We start from the raw sequence: 14,676 nt of genomic DNA on the forward strand, positions 1-14,676 counted from the left end.
GGGCCGCGCGGCGGCCGGCGGTCTAGGGAAGCGGGGCAGGCTTCCCTCTGACCGTCAGTGCGCGGGCCGTCCGTGCAGGGGCAGAGTCCCGGACCCGCCGCGCAGCAGCGCCAGGAACTCGGTGTCGGTGAGGGGACGGGAGAGGCCATGCCCCTGTCCCAGCGGGCAGTCCAGTTCCTGAAGGGCCGCCAATTGCGCCGCCGACTCGATCCCCTCGACGGTCAGGTCCAGCGGGAGGTAACGGGTCAGGCCCATCACGGCCTCCAGCAGCGCCCGCGCGAACGCGCCCCCGGGTCCGTCGGGCAGCCCCTCGATACACGAGCGGTCGAGCTTCACGCCGGTGATCGGCAGGGCCCGCAGGCGCGACAGGTTCGAGTAGCCGGAGCCGAAATCGTCGATGCTCAGCCCCACCCCCAGCAGGCGCAGTTCGTGCAGGACCCACGCGGCGCGGTCATCCTCGTACAGCGCCGCCGTCTCGGTCAGTTCGAGTTCCAGCCGCCGCGCGCTCAGGCCCGTGTCCTTCAGGGCGCTGCGCACCACCTGCGGGAACTCGGCCTGCAACAGCTGCACCGCGCTGACGTTCACGCTGACCGTCACGTCGTCCCAGCGCAGCGCCTCACGGCACGCGGCGCGCAGCACCCACGCGCCGATCGGGGCGATCAGCCCCACCCGTTCGGCCACCGGGATGAACTCGCCAGGCGAGACCATCCCCAGCTGCGGGTGCCGCCAGCGCAGCAGCGCCTCGGCCTTCACGGGCCGCATCTCGCGCAGGCAGAACACCGGCTGGTAATGCAGGCTCAGCTCCCGGCGGCTCAGGGCCAGACTCAGGTCGCGCGCGAGCACCTGAAAGCGTTCGGTGGCGGCGTCCTGCTGCGGCTGATACCGGCGCACCTGCCGCCGGCCGGCGCGTTTCACGGCGTACACGGCGCTGTCGGCGTGCCGCAGCAGCGTCTCGGCGTCGGTGGCGTCGTCGGGGTACACGCTCACGCCGATACTCAGGGTGATGTCCATGCCGACCTGCAGGCTGGGCCGCACGGGAACCAGCTGCAGCAGCCGCTGCGCCTCCCACTGCGCCGCGCGGTCGTTGGCCTGCGGCAGCAGCACCACGAACTCGTCGCCGCTCAGGCGGTACACGAAACTGCCCTGCGGCGCCAGCCGCTGCAGTTCCTGCGCCACCACGCACAGCAGTTCGTCCCCCACCGCGTGCCCCAGCGTGTCGTTCACGACCTTGAAGGCGTCCACGTCCACGAACAGCACCGCGAACGGCCGGCCCTGGCCGGTCAGCGTCCGCAACTGCTCGGACAGCCGCACGCGCCCCGGCAGGCCCGTGAGCAGATCCGTGTACACCAGCTGCCTCAGCACCTGCTGCTCGCCCTGCGCCCGGCCCAGCAGGTCACTGCGCCGCAGGAAGAACGACGCGCCGTACAGGCTGACGAGTGCCGACAGGTTGATCTGCAGCAGCGCCCGCAGCGCCGCCATGTCCAGCGGGTGGCCGATCAGCAGGGGCCGCACGGCCACCACGGCGCTGAGCGTGACCACGCCCGCCATCATCCAGTTCAGGATGCGCCGCACCGGCCGGGCCAGGTCCGTCAGCATCGTCCAGGTGATCACGGCCGGCAGCCAGACCAGGGTCTCGAGCAGTTCCGGCAGCAGGGCGCCCGGGTCCGGCAGCAGCGCGGCGAGCAGCAGCAGCTTGGCATTCAGGAACAGCGCGCTGCCGGCCGTGAGCAGCACCGTGATCTGCCGCAGGGACCCCCGACCACTCAGGACGGCCAGCCAGCTGCCGGTCAGGACGAGACTGATGGTCAGATACAGCCACGGGTCCACCAGCCGGTCCCAGGTGTCGCCGCGCCCCAGCAGCAGCGCCAGCACCACGGCCCCCTGCACCGCGGGGAGCCCCCACAGCAGCAGGCGACGCCACGCGGCCAGCAGGTCAGGTTGTGTGGCGTCGCCGTCCTCCATGTCGGCCTGTACGGTAGGCGGGGCGCCCACACAGAATTCATACTGCCCGCCGATGTCATGGGCCCTGGCCGGCCGTCCGGCACGGGTCGAGAGCGTCCCGAACGAAAGAAAATTCACGCGGCGCCGGGGGCGTCCCGCGCCGGGGACGGGCAGCCGCTATCCTGAACGCGGAGGTCACGGCCCGTGTTCAACCTGTTCAAGAAAGCGCCCGCCAATCCCTACGTGAAACAGGACGACGCCCAGACCTACCGGGTGCGCGTCCGTACCCGCCCCCACGGAGAGGTCGTGGAGTTCCGCTTCACCAAGGGGGCCCACATCGGGACCGACGACGACGGTACGTACCTCTTCCGCAAACCGGTCGTGAGCCCGCAGCATTTCGACCGGGGGGAACTGCTCGTGCGCTTTGACCGCAGTTACCGCGTCACGGCCACCGAGGGCGAGCACGTGGAGTTCATCCCGGTCAGCGACTGGGAGTAGAGGCGCGGGCATAATCCCGCGCGGCGCCTACCTCACCTCGTGGAAGGTCTCCTCGGTCACGCGCTGCGGGAACTTGCGGATGAAGTCCACGGTGCTCAGCGCCTGCGTGCGGTGGCAGGCGATGGCCTGGAGCTTACGCACGATGAAGGGCGTCACGTCGTGGCGGACGTTCGGCGGCAGCCACTCGGCGCGCAGCGCCTCGTTCTCCGGGGCCGTGTCCGACGCGTAGTACCACAGCCGGGGCCGCTCGCCCTGCGGCAGGGCGTCCCAGGCGGCCTTCACGGCGCGGTGCGTGGTCACGTGGTCCGGGTGTCCATTGCTGCCGTTCGGCGGGAAGGTCAGCACCACCTCGGGCCGCAGGCGCACCATCGCCTCGCGCGCCACCTCGGTCAGGGCCTCCAGGGGCTGATCTTTCAGGTACTTGTCCGGGAAACGGTGGTGCTCGAAGACACTCCCGCCCGCCTGCGCCTCGGGCGTGGTCAGCCCGATGACCTCCAGGCACGCGGCGAGTTCCACCTCGCGCATCCGCGCCAGCTCCTCGGGCGTGTCGCACAGGCCCAGCGTGCGCCCCGCCTCGCCGCGCGTCAGCGTCACCAGCCCGCAGGCCGACCCGGCCTCCAGGTGGCCCATCAGGGTGCCGGACGCGCCGTACACCTCGTCGTCCGGGTGCGGCACGATCAGCAGCAGTTTCAGTCCGTCACTCATCCGCCCAGCATAGGCCCGCGCGCGCGTCACCGCGTGGGGCACGCCCTGGGTACGCTGCTTCGCATGCGCCGCTTCCTGCCGCTGCTCGCCCCTGCCCTGCTGGCCCTGTCCGGCGCCGCTCCCGCCACTGCGGCCACGGGGTGGACGTACGCGCGGCTGTACGTCCTGACCGAGTACCCGGTCAGTCCGCGCGAGCGGGAGACCCAGCCGACGCGGGCGCTGCTGCGCTGGATGACCCCCACGCTGACCCGCACCTTCGAGGAGCGGCGCCCCCTGACGCCGGACCTGAAGGGGCTGAACGCCTTCCTGACCGGCGTGGTGGGCGCGCCTGTTCAGGGCAGCTGGGACCTGCTCCTGACCTTCGACGCGCTGGGCCGCGCCGGGTGGGAACTCGTGGACTGCGTGCCGTTCGAGAACGTCTCGGGCGGCGCGTACCACGTGAGCAGCGAGTGCTTCTTCAAGCGGCCCCGCTAGCCGGCCGGGGTGGGCAAGCCGCGTAGGCGTGCTGGCGGATGCGGCCCGGACCGGGCGGCCCGCATGATGGGCGCATGACCGCCCCACAGCCCTTCACGCTGCGCGAACCGCGCAAACCCGACGATTTTCCCGGTGTGGCGGCGGTCCTGAACGCCGCCGATCCCGACTGGCCGGTCACGCCGGACCTCCTGCGCGTGTGGGACGCCGCGCACGACCCGGGCCTGTACCGCCTGGAACTGGTGGCCGAGCAGGCGGGCCGCATCGTGGGCGTGGGGCAGATCGGGCATGACGATTTCGCCTTCGAGGAGTGGCGCTACTTCGGCGGGATCACCGTTCACCCGGACGCCCGTGGGCAGGGCGTCGGAACGGCGCTGTACGGCGCGCTGATGGATGTCCTGCGGGGTCGGGGCGCGCAGGACATCCGCACCATGCTCAGCGATCAGGACCGCGACGCGCCGGGCCGGGCGTTCCTGGCCGCGCGGGGCTACGTGCGCACCTGGGACCGCTACGAGTCGCGCCTGCACACGGCCGACGCCGACCTGGGCGCGTTCGACGACCTGATGACCGCCGTGGCGCAGGGCGGGGTGCAGCTGCGCTCGGTGGCGGACTTGGCGGGCGACCCGGCGCGCGACCGGCGCCTGTGGGAGCTCGACTGGCGCCTCTTCCAGGACGTGCCGATGGGTCAGGCCCTCACCCGGCGGCCCTTCGAGGCGTGGGTGAAGCAGGAACTGGACGACCCGACCTTCAGCCACGAGCTGTCCTTCGTGGCGGTGCGCCCGGACGTGGACGACCCGCAGACCGGCCCGTACGTGGGGTACAGCACGCTGATGCGCAACCCGGCCGGCTTCTACGTCATCGGCATGACCGGCGTGCGCCGCGAGGACCGTGGGCGGGGCGTGGCGAAGGCCCTGAAGGTGGCCGCGATGCGCGCCCTGGCCGCCGCCGGGGGCGGCGAGATCCGCACGTTCAACGACCCGCCCAACAAGGCGATGCTGGGCATGAACCGCGCGCTGGGCTTCCGGCGCGGCCCGACCCGCAGCCGCTACGAACTGCACCTGGACCCCGTGACGGGCGAGCGCCGCCCGGTGCCGGTGCCCGAGGAGCTGGCGTGAGCGCCTCTTCCGTCACGCCGACCTTCACCGTGCGCGCCGCCACGGACGCCGATCACGCGGCGCTGGCCGAGCTGATGACGGCCGTGAACCCCCGGCACCCCCTGAGCGTCACGGCGCTGGAACACCACCTGCACTCGCTGCGCACCCACCCGCTGGGGCTGCACGTGGCGCTGTGGGTGGCCGACCGCGCGGGCGAGGTGCTGGGCGTGGCGTCGGCCATGCAGTTCGGCGGGATGTTCCACCCGGACCGCTACCACGCCGAGGTCGGCGTGCACCCCGGGCACCGGCGGCAGGGCGTGGGCGCGGCGCTGGCCGGGACGCTCAGCGCGCACCTGGAGGCGCGGGGCGCGCGCGAGGTGCTGGCCGGCGCGTACGAGGACGACCCGCGCAGCCTGCACTTCCTGGAAACGCGGGGCTTTACCGAGGTAATGCGCTTTTTCGACAACGTGCTGGACATGGCAGACTTCGACGCGGACGCCTGGGCCGCCCGCGCGCCCGCGCCGGCCGGGGTGCGGATCGTCAGCTACGCCGACCTGAGCGCCGAACTGGGCGAGGACGCCGCGCGGGATGCGTACTACCGCGGTTACCTGGCCGCCCGGGCCGATGTGCCGCGCGCGGCGCCCGCCACACCGGTCAGCCCCGAGGACTTCCGGCAGCGGCTGGCGTCCCCGCGCTTCCTGCCGCGCGGCACGCTGCTGGCCGTCACGCCAGGCGGCGCGGTCGCCGCGCTGTCTGAACTGGAACAGGAGGACGACCAGCCGGGCCGGCTGAACACCGGCCTGACCGGCACGCACCGCGACTGGCGGCGCCGGGGGCTGGCGCTGGCCCTGAAGGTGGCCGCGCTGCGCGTGGCGCGCGACCTGGGCGCGCGGGAGGTCTGGACGGGGAACGCCACCACGAACCGGCCCATGCTGCTCCTGAACGAGCGCCTGGGCTTCCGGCCGCGCGTGGCGTGGGTCGAGATGAAACGCGGGGGTCTGACAGAATGATCACCGTGACCCCGCTGGCGGCGCGCGAGTGGGACGCGGCGGCCGCCATCCTGACCGGCGCGAACCCGCACGAGCCCCTGACTGGCGCGGAGTACCGCCGCCAGATGCAGGAGCAGCAGGACTGGGGGTACGGCTGGGCCGCGCTCGTGGCGCGGGCCGGGGCCGAGGTGCTGGGCGTGGCCGGATACCACCAGAATCCCGGCTCGTTCCACCCGCGCCGCTACGCGCTGGATCTGGCAGTCGCGCCGGGCGCGCAGGGACGCGGGGTGGGCGCGGCGCTCTGGACGGCGCTGGACGCCAGTCTGCGCGCGCGGGGGACCGAGTCCGCCCGCCTCCTGGCGCGCGAGGATCACCCGGTCGCGCCGGGCTTCCTGACCCGCCGGGGCTTTCGCGGGGACAGGCGGTACTTCATGTCCACCCTTCGGGTCCCGGACTTCGACCCGGCCCCGTACGCCGCCCTGGAAGCCCGCGTGCGCGCCCGGGGTGTCCGCATCCGCTCGCTGGCCGACCTGCGCGCCGCCGGCACGCCGGAGCTCACGGGTCGTCTGCACGCCCTGATGAGCGACGTGCGGCAGGACGTTCCGCGCGCCGAACCCGCCACGCCCCTGAGCCGCGCCGTGTTCGAGGACGCGGTGCTGGGCGACCCCGGCCTCCTCCCGGACGCGTACCTGATCGCCGAGGTGGACGGGACCTGGATCGGGCAGACCGCCTGCTTCCGCAGCGGCGCCAGCCCCGACCTGCTGACCGGCCTGACCGGCGTGACCCGCCCCTGGCGTGGGCAGGGCGTCGCCACGGCGCTGAAACTCGCCGCGATCCGCGCGGCCCGCGCCCACGGGGCCCCCGTCATCCGCACCGACAACGCCAGCGACAACGCCCCCATGCTCGCCATCAACGACCGCCTGGGCTTCGTGCGCGGTCCGGCCAGCGTGTCCTACGTGATCCACTTCGGGTGAGGACGTGGGCGGTGGTGGAGGCTCGGCGCTCCCGACGCGCCTGCGCTGCTGACCGTCACCCGCGTAAGCTGGGGGCGTGCTGCTGAGTATCGACTGGGACGCCTTCTCGGGTACGCGGGAACTGGTGTTCGACGCGCCCGTCTGGGGCACGCGCGACCTCGACCATGACCGGTACGGCGCGTGGGTGGACCGCGCGCAGCGGCGGGGCGGTGCCGGGGCAGGGGACTGGGCGGCGCTCGACGCGGACTTTCCGCTCTACCCCGGCTGGGAGGCCCTGCGCGCGTATGCGGGCGTGCCGGCGTTCGTGACCCTCAGCCACGCGGACGCCTGGACGTGGCTGGAACGGTACCCGGGGCTGGACGTCCTGAACCTCGACTCGCACCATGACCTCGCCAGCCGCAGCGGCGACCCCACGCGGGTTCGGCCCGGCAACTGGGCGGGGCTGGGACTGACCCGCGGCCTGATCCGCACCGTCACGACCCTCTACCCCGACTGGCACGCGGCGCTGCCCGTCGCGGAGGGCTTCGACCTGGACCGCACCCGCGAGGAACTGCGGCCCCTGTTGCCCCCGAGCAGCTGGCACAGGTGACCCTCACCCGGCAGCGGCAGCCGGGCAGCGGTCTGCCGGACCCGGCGCAGGTCACGGCGCTGCTGCTGGTGCAGTCCCCGGCGTGGACGAACCCCGCGCACGACCCGGCGCTGCTGGCGCTGGCCGCCGTCCTGGACGCCCAGGTCATCGGGCCGCTCCTCCCCCGAACGGGGAGATGACGAGAAACCCGTTCGATCTTGAACGGCGCGCGTGCTATTCAGGCAGGAGCCCTGCACCGCCGCGGGGCTGGCGCCCGACGTTCCCGGTCATGCACCCGGAAGGGGCAGGTGCCGGCCCCGGGTGACCGTGTAGAATTTTTCACGACTGCCCCCGCGCCTCACAGGAGTGCCCCTGCCCATGCCGATCACCCAACAGACCCCGATGGCCTATCAGGTGGGCGCCTTCGCGCTCATCCACCACCAGGGCGCCTACCTGATCACCCGGCCCCGCGCGCCCCTGCAACCGGGCGCGCAGGGTCTGCCCGGCCTGATCCTGGCGGCCGAACCCGGCAGCAACCCGGTGGAACTCCACCTGCGCCGCGTCATCCGCGAGCAGGTGAAACTGGTCGTGAGTGATCTGCGGCTGGTCGGCTCGTACGTGGCGCGCGGCGTGCCGGAGGGCCACGCGGACGCCCGGCTGCACCTGATCTTCGGCACCGAGTACAGCGCCGGCATCCTGGACCCGGATGCCACGCAGCTCAGCGCCGCCGAGTGGATTCCCGGCCCCGAGCTGCTGGACCCGGGCAGCGCGCCTGACTGGCTGCAGTCGGCCGTCCGCGAGTACGAGACCGCCGCGCAGACAGCCGCCGCGCCCGTGGCGGCGCCGCCCCGCTCCCGCCTGGGATTCATCCGCCGCCGCTGACCCGCCGCTCACCCGCCAGCCCCCGCCTTCCGGCCCCCCGCCGGTCCCTGCGCCGGGCCTGGGGGCGGCTGTGGGGGGCCTGCCAGGGGAGGCCAGCCGTCGGAGCGCCACACTGTCAGGGGCGTTCACGCTATGCTGCCGGACTGGCCCGCGTGTGCTTCCGGCCGCGCGCTCCCGGCCCCGCCACTCCCCGGAACCCACCCCCCAGGCCGGTTTCCGCGCGCCGCTCGACCTGTTCTGTCGATCCCGGCCCGAGGTTCCCATGACCCATGCACCCAAGGCGGCGCTGCCGCTGCTGCTGATCGCCCTGTACGCCCTGAGCATCCTGCTGGCGAACCTGACGCTCAATACCTTCATTCCGCTGCCGGTGTACGGCCTGCTGAGCGTCGGCACGATCTTCTTCGCCGCCGTGTTCACCCTGCGTGACCGCATTCACCGCGCGGGCGGCCTGAACGCGGTGTACCTCGCCATTGCCGCCGCGCTGGTCGTGAACACGGTCGTGGCGCTGCTGACCGGCACGCCCTGGCGCTTCGTGGGCGCCAGCTTCCTGGCGATCCTGGCCGGCGAACTGGCTGACACCGCCGTGTACCAGCGCCTGATCCAGCGCAGCTGGTGGACGCGCGTGCTGGCCAGCAACGCCGTGAGCGTGCCGCTAGACAGCGTGCTGTTCAACCTGCTGGCCTTCTGGGGCGACATGCCGCCCTCGCAGATCGCGCAGATCATCTTCGCGGACATCCTCGCGAAGTACCTGATCGCCGCGCTGTTCGCCTTCCGCGTGCGGCACGCGGCCCGCGCGGCCTGACCGCGCCCTGCCCTCAGCTGGGCGCGCGGCCGTCCCGTTTCGCTGCCCGTGCGTGCTCGTTCGCGGCAGCCGCCGCGCGGATCAGCTCACGGAAGGCCGCCTCATCCAGCACGGCCCCCTCGGGCAGGTCAATGGCGCGGCGGGCGCTGCCCTCCAGACTGGCGTTGAACAGCCCGGCCGGGTCGGGCAGCGAGGCCCCGCGCGGGAACGTGAGCTTCACCGCCCGCGCGTAGGACTCGCCGGTGCACAGCACGCCCGCGTGTTCCCACACCGGCACGCCCGGCGAGGTCGCCTTGGCCCACTTCACGCTCTCCTGCACGCCCGGCAGCGCCGCCCGGATCAGGGCGCGCACCCGGCGCAGCGTCTCGCCCCGCCAGTCCCCCAGGGCCTCGATCCGCTCGGTCACGGGATCGGGGCGGGTCACGCTCCGCCCACCGGGACCGTGCCCCCGTCGCCCGGCTCCTCGTCGTCCCCGGGTTCGAGCTCCAGCGTCACGGTCTGCCAGCGGGCCGGGAGGGTCAGGCGCAGCACGCCGTCCTCGTACGCGAAGCTGGCGGCTCCCTGCGCGGCGCGGACGTGCCCGAGGCCCAGGACGTGCATGGTCTCGCGCTGCTCGAAGCTGCCGGTGTCCCCCTCGGTCTCGCGGCGGATGGTCAGGCGCGCGCCCTGCCGCTCGCCCACCAGCCGGGTGGCGCGGCCTCCCGCGGGGCCGTCCCCGGCGTCCTCGAACAGCTGGCCCACGAAGCCGTCAGGCCCCGCGTGGATGAGCCACGACAGGCGCGCCCAGCGGGCCGAGGTCGTGTGCGGCGCGGCCTCCGTGACGGGCAGGGCCGTGCCGGCGCGCAGGTACATGGGCAGCGTGTCCAGCGGCGCGTCCGCGACGACGTGCTGCCCGCCCGCGTGAACAGGGCCGAACTGCGCCAGGTTGAACACGGCCGCCCAGCGCCCCGCCGGGAGGTACACCAGCCGCCGCCGGTGCCCGGCCCGCAGGACCGGCGCGACCATCAGCCCCTCGCCGAGCAGGTACTGGGTGTCCTCGCGCGCGGCGTCCTCGTCGGCGGGCCAGTGCAGCGCCAGCGGGCGCATGACCGGCAGCGCCGTGCGGGTCGCCCCCTGCGCCAGGGTGTACAGGTGCGGCAGCAGCCGGTAGCGCAGCTCCAGCGCCGAGCGGATCACGTCCGTGACCGCCTCCCCGAAGCGCCAGGGTTCCTGGTCGGCGGTGCCCAGCGCTGCGTGGTTGCGCACGAAGGCGTACCCGACCGCCGCCTGGTACCAGCGGGCCAGCAGTTCGCCGGTGGTATCGCCCGCGAAGCCGCCCACGTCCGCTGCCGCGAACGGAATGCCGCTCAGGCCCAGGCCCTGGATCATGGGGAGGCTCAGGGCCAGATGCGACCACGTGGCGGTGTTGTCCCCGGTCCAGACGGTCGCGTGCCGCTGGATGCCCGCGTACCCGGCGCGGGTCAGCACCCACGGGCGGATCTGCGGGCTGAACTTCGCGTACCCGGCGCGGCTGGCCTCGCTCATGCCGTTCGCGTACGCGTTGTGGACCTCCAGGTGCGTGCGGGTGCCGTGCCGCGCGTCGTACGGCAGGGTCTTGCCCTCGGTCTCGCGCGGCTGGCGCAGGCTGAAGCACGCGGGCTCGTTCATGTCGTTCCACTGCCCCTGAATGCCCGCGTCCGCGAAGAATTTATGTCGCCCGGCCCACCACGCGACCACCTCGGGCCGCGTGAAGTCCGGGAACACCGCCGGGTCCGGCCAGACCTCCCCGACCAGCACGTCCCCACGCGCCGTGCGCACGAGGTGATCGCCCTTCGCCGCCTCCTCGTACACGTCGTACCCGGCCTCCAGTTTCACGCCGGGGTCCACGATCGGCACGAGCTTCACGCCCTGCTCGCCCGCCTCCTTCACGAAGGCCCGCAGGTCCGGGAAGTTCGCGCGGCTGACCGTCCAGACCTTGTACGCGTCCATGTAGTCGATGTCCACGTACACGCTGTCCAGCGGCAGCTTCCGGTCGCGGTAGCCCTGGATGACCGCGCGCAGGTCGTCCGCCGTGCGGTACCCCCAGCGGCTCTGCGCGGCCCCCAGCGCCCACAGCGGCGGCATCGGCGCGTAGCCGGTCAGGTCCGCGTAGCGGCGCAGCACGTCCGCCGGGCGCGGGCCCGCCAGGACGTACACGTCCAGTTCCGGGCCGGCGGAGGCCCAGCGCAGCTCGGTCGGGTGGGCGCGCGCCACGTCCACCTCCATGCGCCAGGGTTCGTCCACGAACACCCCGTGCGCCCGGCCGCCCTGCAACACGGTCGTGAACGGCACCGACACGTACAGCGGGTCCGTCTCGGTGTGGTGCGGGAAGCAGTCGGTGTTCCAGAAGGTCAGGTGCATGCCGCGCTTGTCCAGCGGCCCCACCCGCTCCCCGAAGCCCAGGTACATCGCGCCGTCCGGGGCGTCCAGGTGCAGGCGCGTGCGGCGCAGGTTGAAACGCTCGGCGTCCAGCGCGGGCCGCTGCGTGGGCGCCTCGCCCGACCAGTCCAGCGCGCTGACCAGTTCGCGCCCCTCCGCGCCGTCGTCGGCCGGGCCATGACCCGTCACGACCCGCCACGCCCCGGTCACGCGGTTCAGGTGCAGCGACAGCCCACCCGCGCTCACCCACAGCTCGGCCCCGGCCTCGGTGACCTGCAGGGACGCGCCAGCCGGCAGGTCCGGCCGCAGCGCGAAACTCCGCTTCGGGCCCACCCGCGGGAAGCCCAGCGTGTTCGCCCGCGCCTCCGGGAGCAGGCGCACCCGCAGCGCCCCGGGCAGCGGCGCGGTCACCACCAGCACGTCCGACTCGCCCCACACGCGCACCTCCGGCCCCTGCCCACCCGACTCTGCCGCAAACGAAGAGAACCTCATGTGCCCACCAGCGTACCGCTGTTGGGGTCGAAGGTTGAAGGTTGATGGAGCCCAGCCTCTGTCACCTATCAACCTTCGACCATCAATGTTCCTCACCCGGTGCCGAGGAACTCCACCTGCACGCCGCTCTCGTCGGCGGCGCGGCGGGCGTGGTGCAGCTGCGCCTGCGCCGCCGGCCGCAGGGCGCGCTCGGGGCGCTGCCACAGCGCCTGCGCGACGCGGCTGGCGCGCCGGACGAGCAGCACCTCGCCGGGCAGGGCCAGCCCCACGGCGGCCAGCAGGGCCTGCGCGCTGGGCGGCACGTCGGAACTGAGGTCCAGCGGGACGTGCGCGGTGACGCGCTCGCCGGGGCGGCGCAGGCTGACGCGCGCCTCGGGCTGCGCGGGCCGCTGCTCAATCAGCACGTCCGAACGCGGATCGAGCAGGCCGCCTGAACCGCTGCCGCGCCGGGCGTCGTTGGCGAGGTCGTGGGCGCTCTGCATGTGCCGCCGCGTGCGGGGCGCGTACACCACGCGGAGGGTCACGCCGCGCGCCAGGGCCTCGGCCTGCACCTCGCGGGCCTCCTCGTCGAGCAGGGCGGGACCGCGCCCGCGCCCGACCGAGGCGATCACCGCCTGATTGTCGGTGTGTACCGTCAGCGGCTCCCCGGCTGGCGCGGCGCGGACCGCCTCCAGTACGGCGCGCACCTCGGCGGCATTGTTGTCCGGGGCAAGCAGCTGCCCCTGGAAGCGCGCCGGGAGCGTGCCGGGGCGCAGCAGCACCAGCCCCCAGCCGCCCAGGCCGCGCACACGCCCGTCGGGGCCGGATTGTTCCTGCCAGCTGGCATCCACGAACGCCTGATTCACGCGGGGGGACCTCCGGGAGGTGGGGGAGAGGGCGGAGGCCAGGAGACCCTGAGGCGCATTGTGCTCCGCAGGTCCGGCCCGGTCGGTGAGGGTTCCCTCAGCGGGCCCTTGCGGCTCGCAGCATGCCGCGCGGGGCGCGCTGCGCGAATCGGCCACCCGGCCTACGCCCGCACGCCGGCGGGTCAGTCAAGGGTGGTGTCCAGCGTGCGCGAGAGGACCTGCCGCGCCAGCCGGTGCAGGCTGCGCGGATCGAATTCCCCGGCCTCCAGGCGGCGCAGCAGCTCCGTCTGCACGCGCGCGTCCCGGGCCAGCTCGGCGAGCGGAATGCCCAGCAGTCGGCGGCGCAGGCCCAGCTTCACGCCTCCCGGAAAGCTCACGGTGTCCATGCGCCATGATGCCCTGAGCGGGCGGGCCGGAATGGGATACTGACACCATGACCCACGCCACTGGCCCGGACGCCGCGACCCTCGACATCCTCGACCTGTACCGTCAGGCCGGCGCGTACCACGAGGGGCACTTCCTGCTCGCCTCGGGCCGCCACAGCCCCAAGTTCCTGCAGAGCACCACCGTCCTCCAGCACCCCCACTACACCGAGCAGATCGGCCGCGCGCTGGCCGGGGCGCTGCGTGGAGCGGGCATCGACGCGCAGCTCGTGATCGGGCCGGCCATGGGCGGCGTCGTCCTGGCGTATGAAACGGCCCGGCACTACGGCACCCGGGCGATCTTCGCGGAGAAGGACGGGCAGGGCGACATGAAGATCCGCGAGGCCTTCACCATCGCCCCCGGCGAGCCCTTCGTGGCGGTCGAGGACGTCCTCACGACCGGCGGGAGCGTCCTGAAGGCCGTGCGCGCCGCCGAGGCCGCCGGGGGCCGCTGCGTGGGCATCGCGTGCATCGTGGACCGCCGCGCCGGGGGCGGCGACCTGCACGGCTACCCGCTGGTGGCCCTGACCCGGCTGGTGTTCGACACCTACGCGCCCGACGAGGTGCCCGGGTGGCTCGCGGCGCTGCCCCTGCAGGAGATCTGACCCCCTGCGCGGGGTGACTCGATGACCGTCAGCGGTCGCCGGCGGGCCTCAGCGCATCCGGCGGCGGGGCCTCCACCCGCACCGCCTGCCCGGTGACGGGGTGCGTGAAGTGCAGCGTCCAGGCGTGCAGGAGGTACCCCAGGTCGCCCGGCAGGCCCGGCAGCCCTGCCAGCGGCAGACCGCCCGGGCCGTACAGCGGGTCGCCCACCAGGGGATGCCCGGCCGCGGCGAGGTGAATGCGGATCTGGTGCGGGCGGCCCGTGTGGATCGCCACGTCGAACAGGGTCTGCCCGGCGCGGCGCTCGCGGACGGTCGCCACGCTGCGCGACGGCTTGCCCCCGGGGCTGGCGGCGAACACCGTGCCCAGGCGCGGGTGCGGCACCGGCCCGATGGGTGTGCGGATGTCCAGCGTGTCCCACTGCGGCACGCCTGTGCCCAGCGCGCGGTACACCTTCCCCACCTCGTGCTCCCGCCACGCGCGGGACAGCGCCGCGCCTGCCGCCCCGGTGCGGGCGAACAGCACCGCGCCGCTCGTGCCGCGCCCCAGCCGGTGCAGGGGGCTGGCCCCCGGGTAGCGCAGCCGCACCTGCGTCAGCAGCGTGTGCGTCAGGAACCCCGCCCCTGGCAGCGTCGGCAGGCCAGACGGCTTGCTCACCGCGACCAACGCGTCGTCCTCCAGCAGCACCGCGTAGTCCAGCGGGGCCGCCTCCTCCCGCCACGGGGGACGGTGCCACACGACCACGTCCCCGGCGCGCAGCACCTCGTCCCCGCGCGCCGGCACGCCCCGCACCTCCACCTCACCCGCCGCCAGCCGCGCCGCCCACGTCGCCCCGTCCGAGTGCTGGTACTCGCGCGTCAGGAACGCCAGCACCCGCTCCCCGCCCGCGCGCACCTGCGAGCGGAACGCGAAACCGCTATTCGAGGGCGCGTCGTCGGACATGGGGGACAGGGTAAAGCGTGCGGCCGTTCCGCGTCCGACTTCCCGCGCAGG

Annotated in this window: 17 protein-coding genes; 10 read left to right on the plus strand and 7 right to left on the minus strand. The window is 73.7% G+C overall.

The annotated features are described in order from the left end of the window. Window positions 1-54 precede the first annotated feature (54 nt). Window positions 55-1,992: a putative bifunctional diguanylate cyclase/phosphodiesterase gene (locus AUC44_RS01455; RefSeq protein WP_157445121.1), complete on the minus strand. Its 1,938-nt coding sequence runs from the start codon at window positions 1,990-1,992 to the stop codon at window positions 55-57. A 153-nt stretch (window positions 1,993-2,145) separates the two neighbouring features. Between AUC44_RS01455 and AUC44_RS01460 the strand changes: the two genes are divergently transcribed. Further along, window positions 2,146-2,439, plus strand: coding sequence for a hypothetical protein (locus AUC44_RS01460; protein WP_062157076.1), 294 nt, complete (start codon window positions 2,146-2,148; stop codon window positions 2,437-2,439). A 27-nt stretch (window positions 2,440-2,466) separates the two neighbouring features. Here the strand turns inward: AUC44_RS01460 and AUC44_RS01465 are convergent, their stop codons facing one another. Continuing rightward, entirely contained in the window at window positions 2,467-3,144 is a 678-nt protein-coding gene (locus AUC44_RS01465; protein WP_062157077.1) for a PIG-L deacetylase family protein, read from the minus strand. Window positions 3,145-3,207: 63 nt separating this feature from the next. On the opposite strand from AUC44_RS01465, the gene AUC44_RS01470 reads away from it, so the two are divergent. From AUC44_RS01470 to AUC44_RS01500, 8 genes are all read left to right on the plus strand, one after another. Then, window positions 3,208-3,618 (plus strand): hypothetical protein, encoded by a 411-nt coding sequence (locus AUC44_RS01470; protein WP_062157078.1) that lies wholly within the window; start codon window positions 3,208-3,210, stop codon window positions 3,616-3,618. Between the two features lie 74 nt (window positions 3,619-3,692). Next, window positions 3,693-4,730 carry a GNAT family N-acetyltransferase gene (locus AUC44_RS01475; protein WP_062157079.1) on the plus strand — a complete coding sequence of 346 codons (1,038 nt, stop codon included), beginning with the start codon at window positions 3,693-3,695 and terminating at the stop codon, window positions 4,728-4,730. Further along, entirely contained in the window at window positions 4,727-5,719 is a 993-nt protein-coding gene (locus AUC44_RS01480) for a GNAT family N-acetyltransferase (protein ID WP_231724499.1), read from the plus strand. The genes AUC44_RS01475 and AUC44_RS01480 overlap by 4 nt, the downstream gene beginning before the upstream one ends. Next, on the plus strand, window positions 5,716-6,672 hold the full coding sequence (locus AUC44_RS01485) for a GNAT family N-acetyltransferase (protein WP_062157080.1): 957 nt from the start codon (window positions 5,716-5,718) through the stop codon (window positions 6,670-6,672). The genes AUC44_RS01480 and AUC44_RS01485 overlap by 4 nt, the downstream gene beginning before the upstream one ends. Before the next feature lie 76 nt (window positions 6,673-6,748). Next, window positions 6,749-7,261, plus strand: a complete 513-nt coding sequence (locus tag AUC44_RS01490) for an arginase (RefSeq protein WP_417926358.1) — start codon at window positions 6,749-6,751, stop codon at window positions 7,259-7,261. After that, window positions 7,258-7,440 carry a hypothetical protein gene (locus tag AUC44_RS17345; RefSeq protein WP_417926359.1) on the plus strand — a complete coding sequence of 61 codons (183 nt, stop codon included), beginning with the start codon at window positions 7,258-7,260 and terminating at the stop codon, window positions 7,438-7,440. Before AUC44_RS01490 ends, AUC44_RS17345 begins: the two co-directional genes overlap by 4 nt. Window positions 7,441-7,618: 178 nt before the next feature. Further along, a complete protein-coding gene (locus AUC44_RS01495; protein WP_157445122.1) occupies window positions 7,619-8,122 on the plus strand; it encodes a hypothetical protein in 504 nt (167 codons plus the stop codon). Between the two features lie 262 nt (window positions 8,123-8,384). Next, window positions 8,385-8,924 carry a VUT family protein gene (locus tag AUC44_RS01500; protein ID WP_062157082.1) on the plus strand — a complete coding sequence of 180 codons (540 nt, stop codon included), beginning with the start codon at window positions 8,385-8,387 and terminating at the stop codon, window positions 8,922-8,924. A 13-nt stretch (window positions 8,925-8,937) separates the two neighbouring features. Here the strand turns inward: AUC44_RS01500 and AUC44_RS01505 are convergent, their stop codons facing one another. From AUC44_RS01505 to AUC44_RS01520, 4 genes are all read right to left on the minus strand, one after another. Then, window positions 8,938-9,348, minus strand: coding sequence for a DUF1801 domain-containing protein (locus AUC44_RS01505; protein ID WP_062157083.1), 411 nt, complete (start codon window positions 9,346-9,348; stop codon window positions 8,938-8,940). Then, entirely contained in the window at window positions 9,345-11,813 is a 2,469-nt protein-coding gene (locus tag AUC44_RS01510; protein ID WP_062157084.1) for a glycoside hydrolase family 31 protein, read from the minus strand. Before AUC44_RS01510 ends, AUC44_RS01505 begins: the two co-directional genes overlap by 4 nt. Before the next feature lie 92 nt (window positions 11,814-11,905). Next, a complete protein-coding gene (locus tag AUC44_RS01515) occupies window positions 11,906-12,658 on the minus strand; it encodes a ribonuclease H family protein (RefSeq protein WP_062157085.1) in 753 nt (250 codons plus the stop codon). Window positions 12,659-12,840: 182 nt separating this feature from the next. Further along, the gene (locus tag AUC44_RS01520) at window positions 12,841-13,044 is read right to left on the minus strand and encodes a hypothetical protein (RefSeq protein WP_062157086.1); all 204 of its coding nucleotides are present in this window, start codon (window positions 13,042-13,044) and stop codon (window positions 12,841-12,843) included. A 47-nt stretch (window positions 13,045-13,091) separates the two neighbouring features. Here AUC44_RS01520 and pyrE point away from each other — a divergent pair, with 47 nt between their 5' ends. After that, window positions 13,092-13,685, plus strand: coding sequence for an orotate phosphoribosyltransferase (pyrE, locus tag AUC44_RS01525; protein WP_062157087.1), 594 nt, complete (start codon window positions 13,092-13,094; stop codon window positions 13,683-13,685). Window positions 13,686-13,713: 28 nt separating this feature from the next. Here pyrE and AUC44_RS01530 read toward each other — a convergent pair whose 3' ends face one another. Further along, the gene (locus AUC44_RS01530) at window positions 13,714-14,625 is read right to left on the minus strand and encodes an RluA family pseudouridine synthase (protein WP_062157088.1); all 912 of its coding nucleotides are present in this window, start codon (window positions 14,623-14,625) and stop codon (window positions 13,714-13,716) included. Window positions 14,626-14,676 lie beyond the last annotated feature (51 nt).

It is taken from the genome of Deinococcus actinosclerus, from assembly GCF_001507665.1.
Classification (GTDB): Bacteria; Deinococcota; Deinococci; order Deinococcales; family Deinococcaceae; genus Deinococcus; species Deinococcus actinosclerus.

Excerpts from the sequence above, each read along its gene's own strand:
- AUC44_RS01530 (WP_062157088.1), bottom strand. The coding sequence starts at position 14,625 with ATGTCCGACGACGCGCCCTCGAATAGCGGTTTCGCGTTCCGCTCGCAG.
- AUC44_RS01500 (WP_062157082.1), top strand. The coding sequence starts at position 8,385 with ATGACCCATGCACCCAAGGCGGCGCTGCCGCTGCTGCTGATCGCCCTG.
- AUC44_RS01485 (WP_062157080.1), top strand. The coding sequence starts at position 5,716 with ATGATCACCGTGACCCCGCTGGCGGCGCGCGAGTGGGACGCGGCGGCC.
- AUC44_RS01510 (WP_062157084.1), bottom strand. The coding sequence starts at position 11,813 with ATGAGGTTCTCTTCGTTTGCGGCAGAGTCGGGTGGGCAGGGGCCGGAG.
- AUC44_RS01520 (WP_062157086.1), bottom strand. The coding sequence starts at position 13,044 with ATGGACACCGTGAGCTTTCCGGGAGGCGTGAAGCTGGGCCTGCGCCGC.
- pyrE (WP_062157087.1), top strand. The coding sequence starts at position 13,092 with ATGACCCACGCCACTGGCCCGGACGCCGCGACCCTCGACATCCTCGAC.
- AUC44_RS01495 (WP_157445122.1), top strand. The coding sequence starts at position 7,619 with ATGCCGATCACCCAACAGACCCCGATGGCCTATCAGGTGGGCGCCTTC.
- AUC44_RS01465 (WP_062157077.1), bottom strand. The coding sequence starts at position 3,144 with ATGAGTGACGGACTGAAACTGCTGCTGATCGTGCCGCACCCGGACGAC.
- AUC44_RS01470 (WP_062157078.1), top strand. The coding sequence starts at position 3,208 with ATGCGCCGCTTCCTGCCGCTGCTCGCCCCTGCCCTGCTGGCCCTGTCC.
- AUC44_RS01475 (WP_062157079.1), top strand. The coding sequence starts at position 3,693 with ATGACCGCCCCACAGCCCTTCACGCTGCGCGAACCGCGCAAACCCGAC.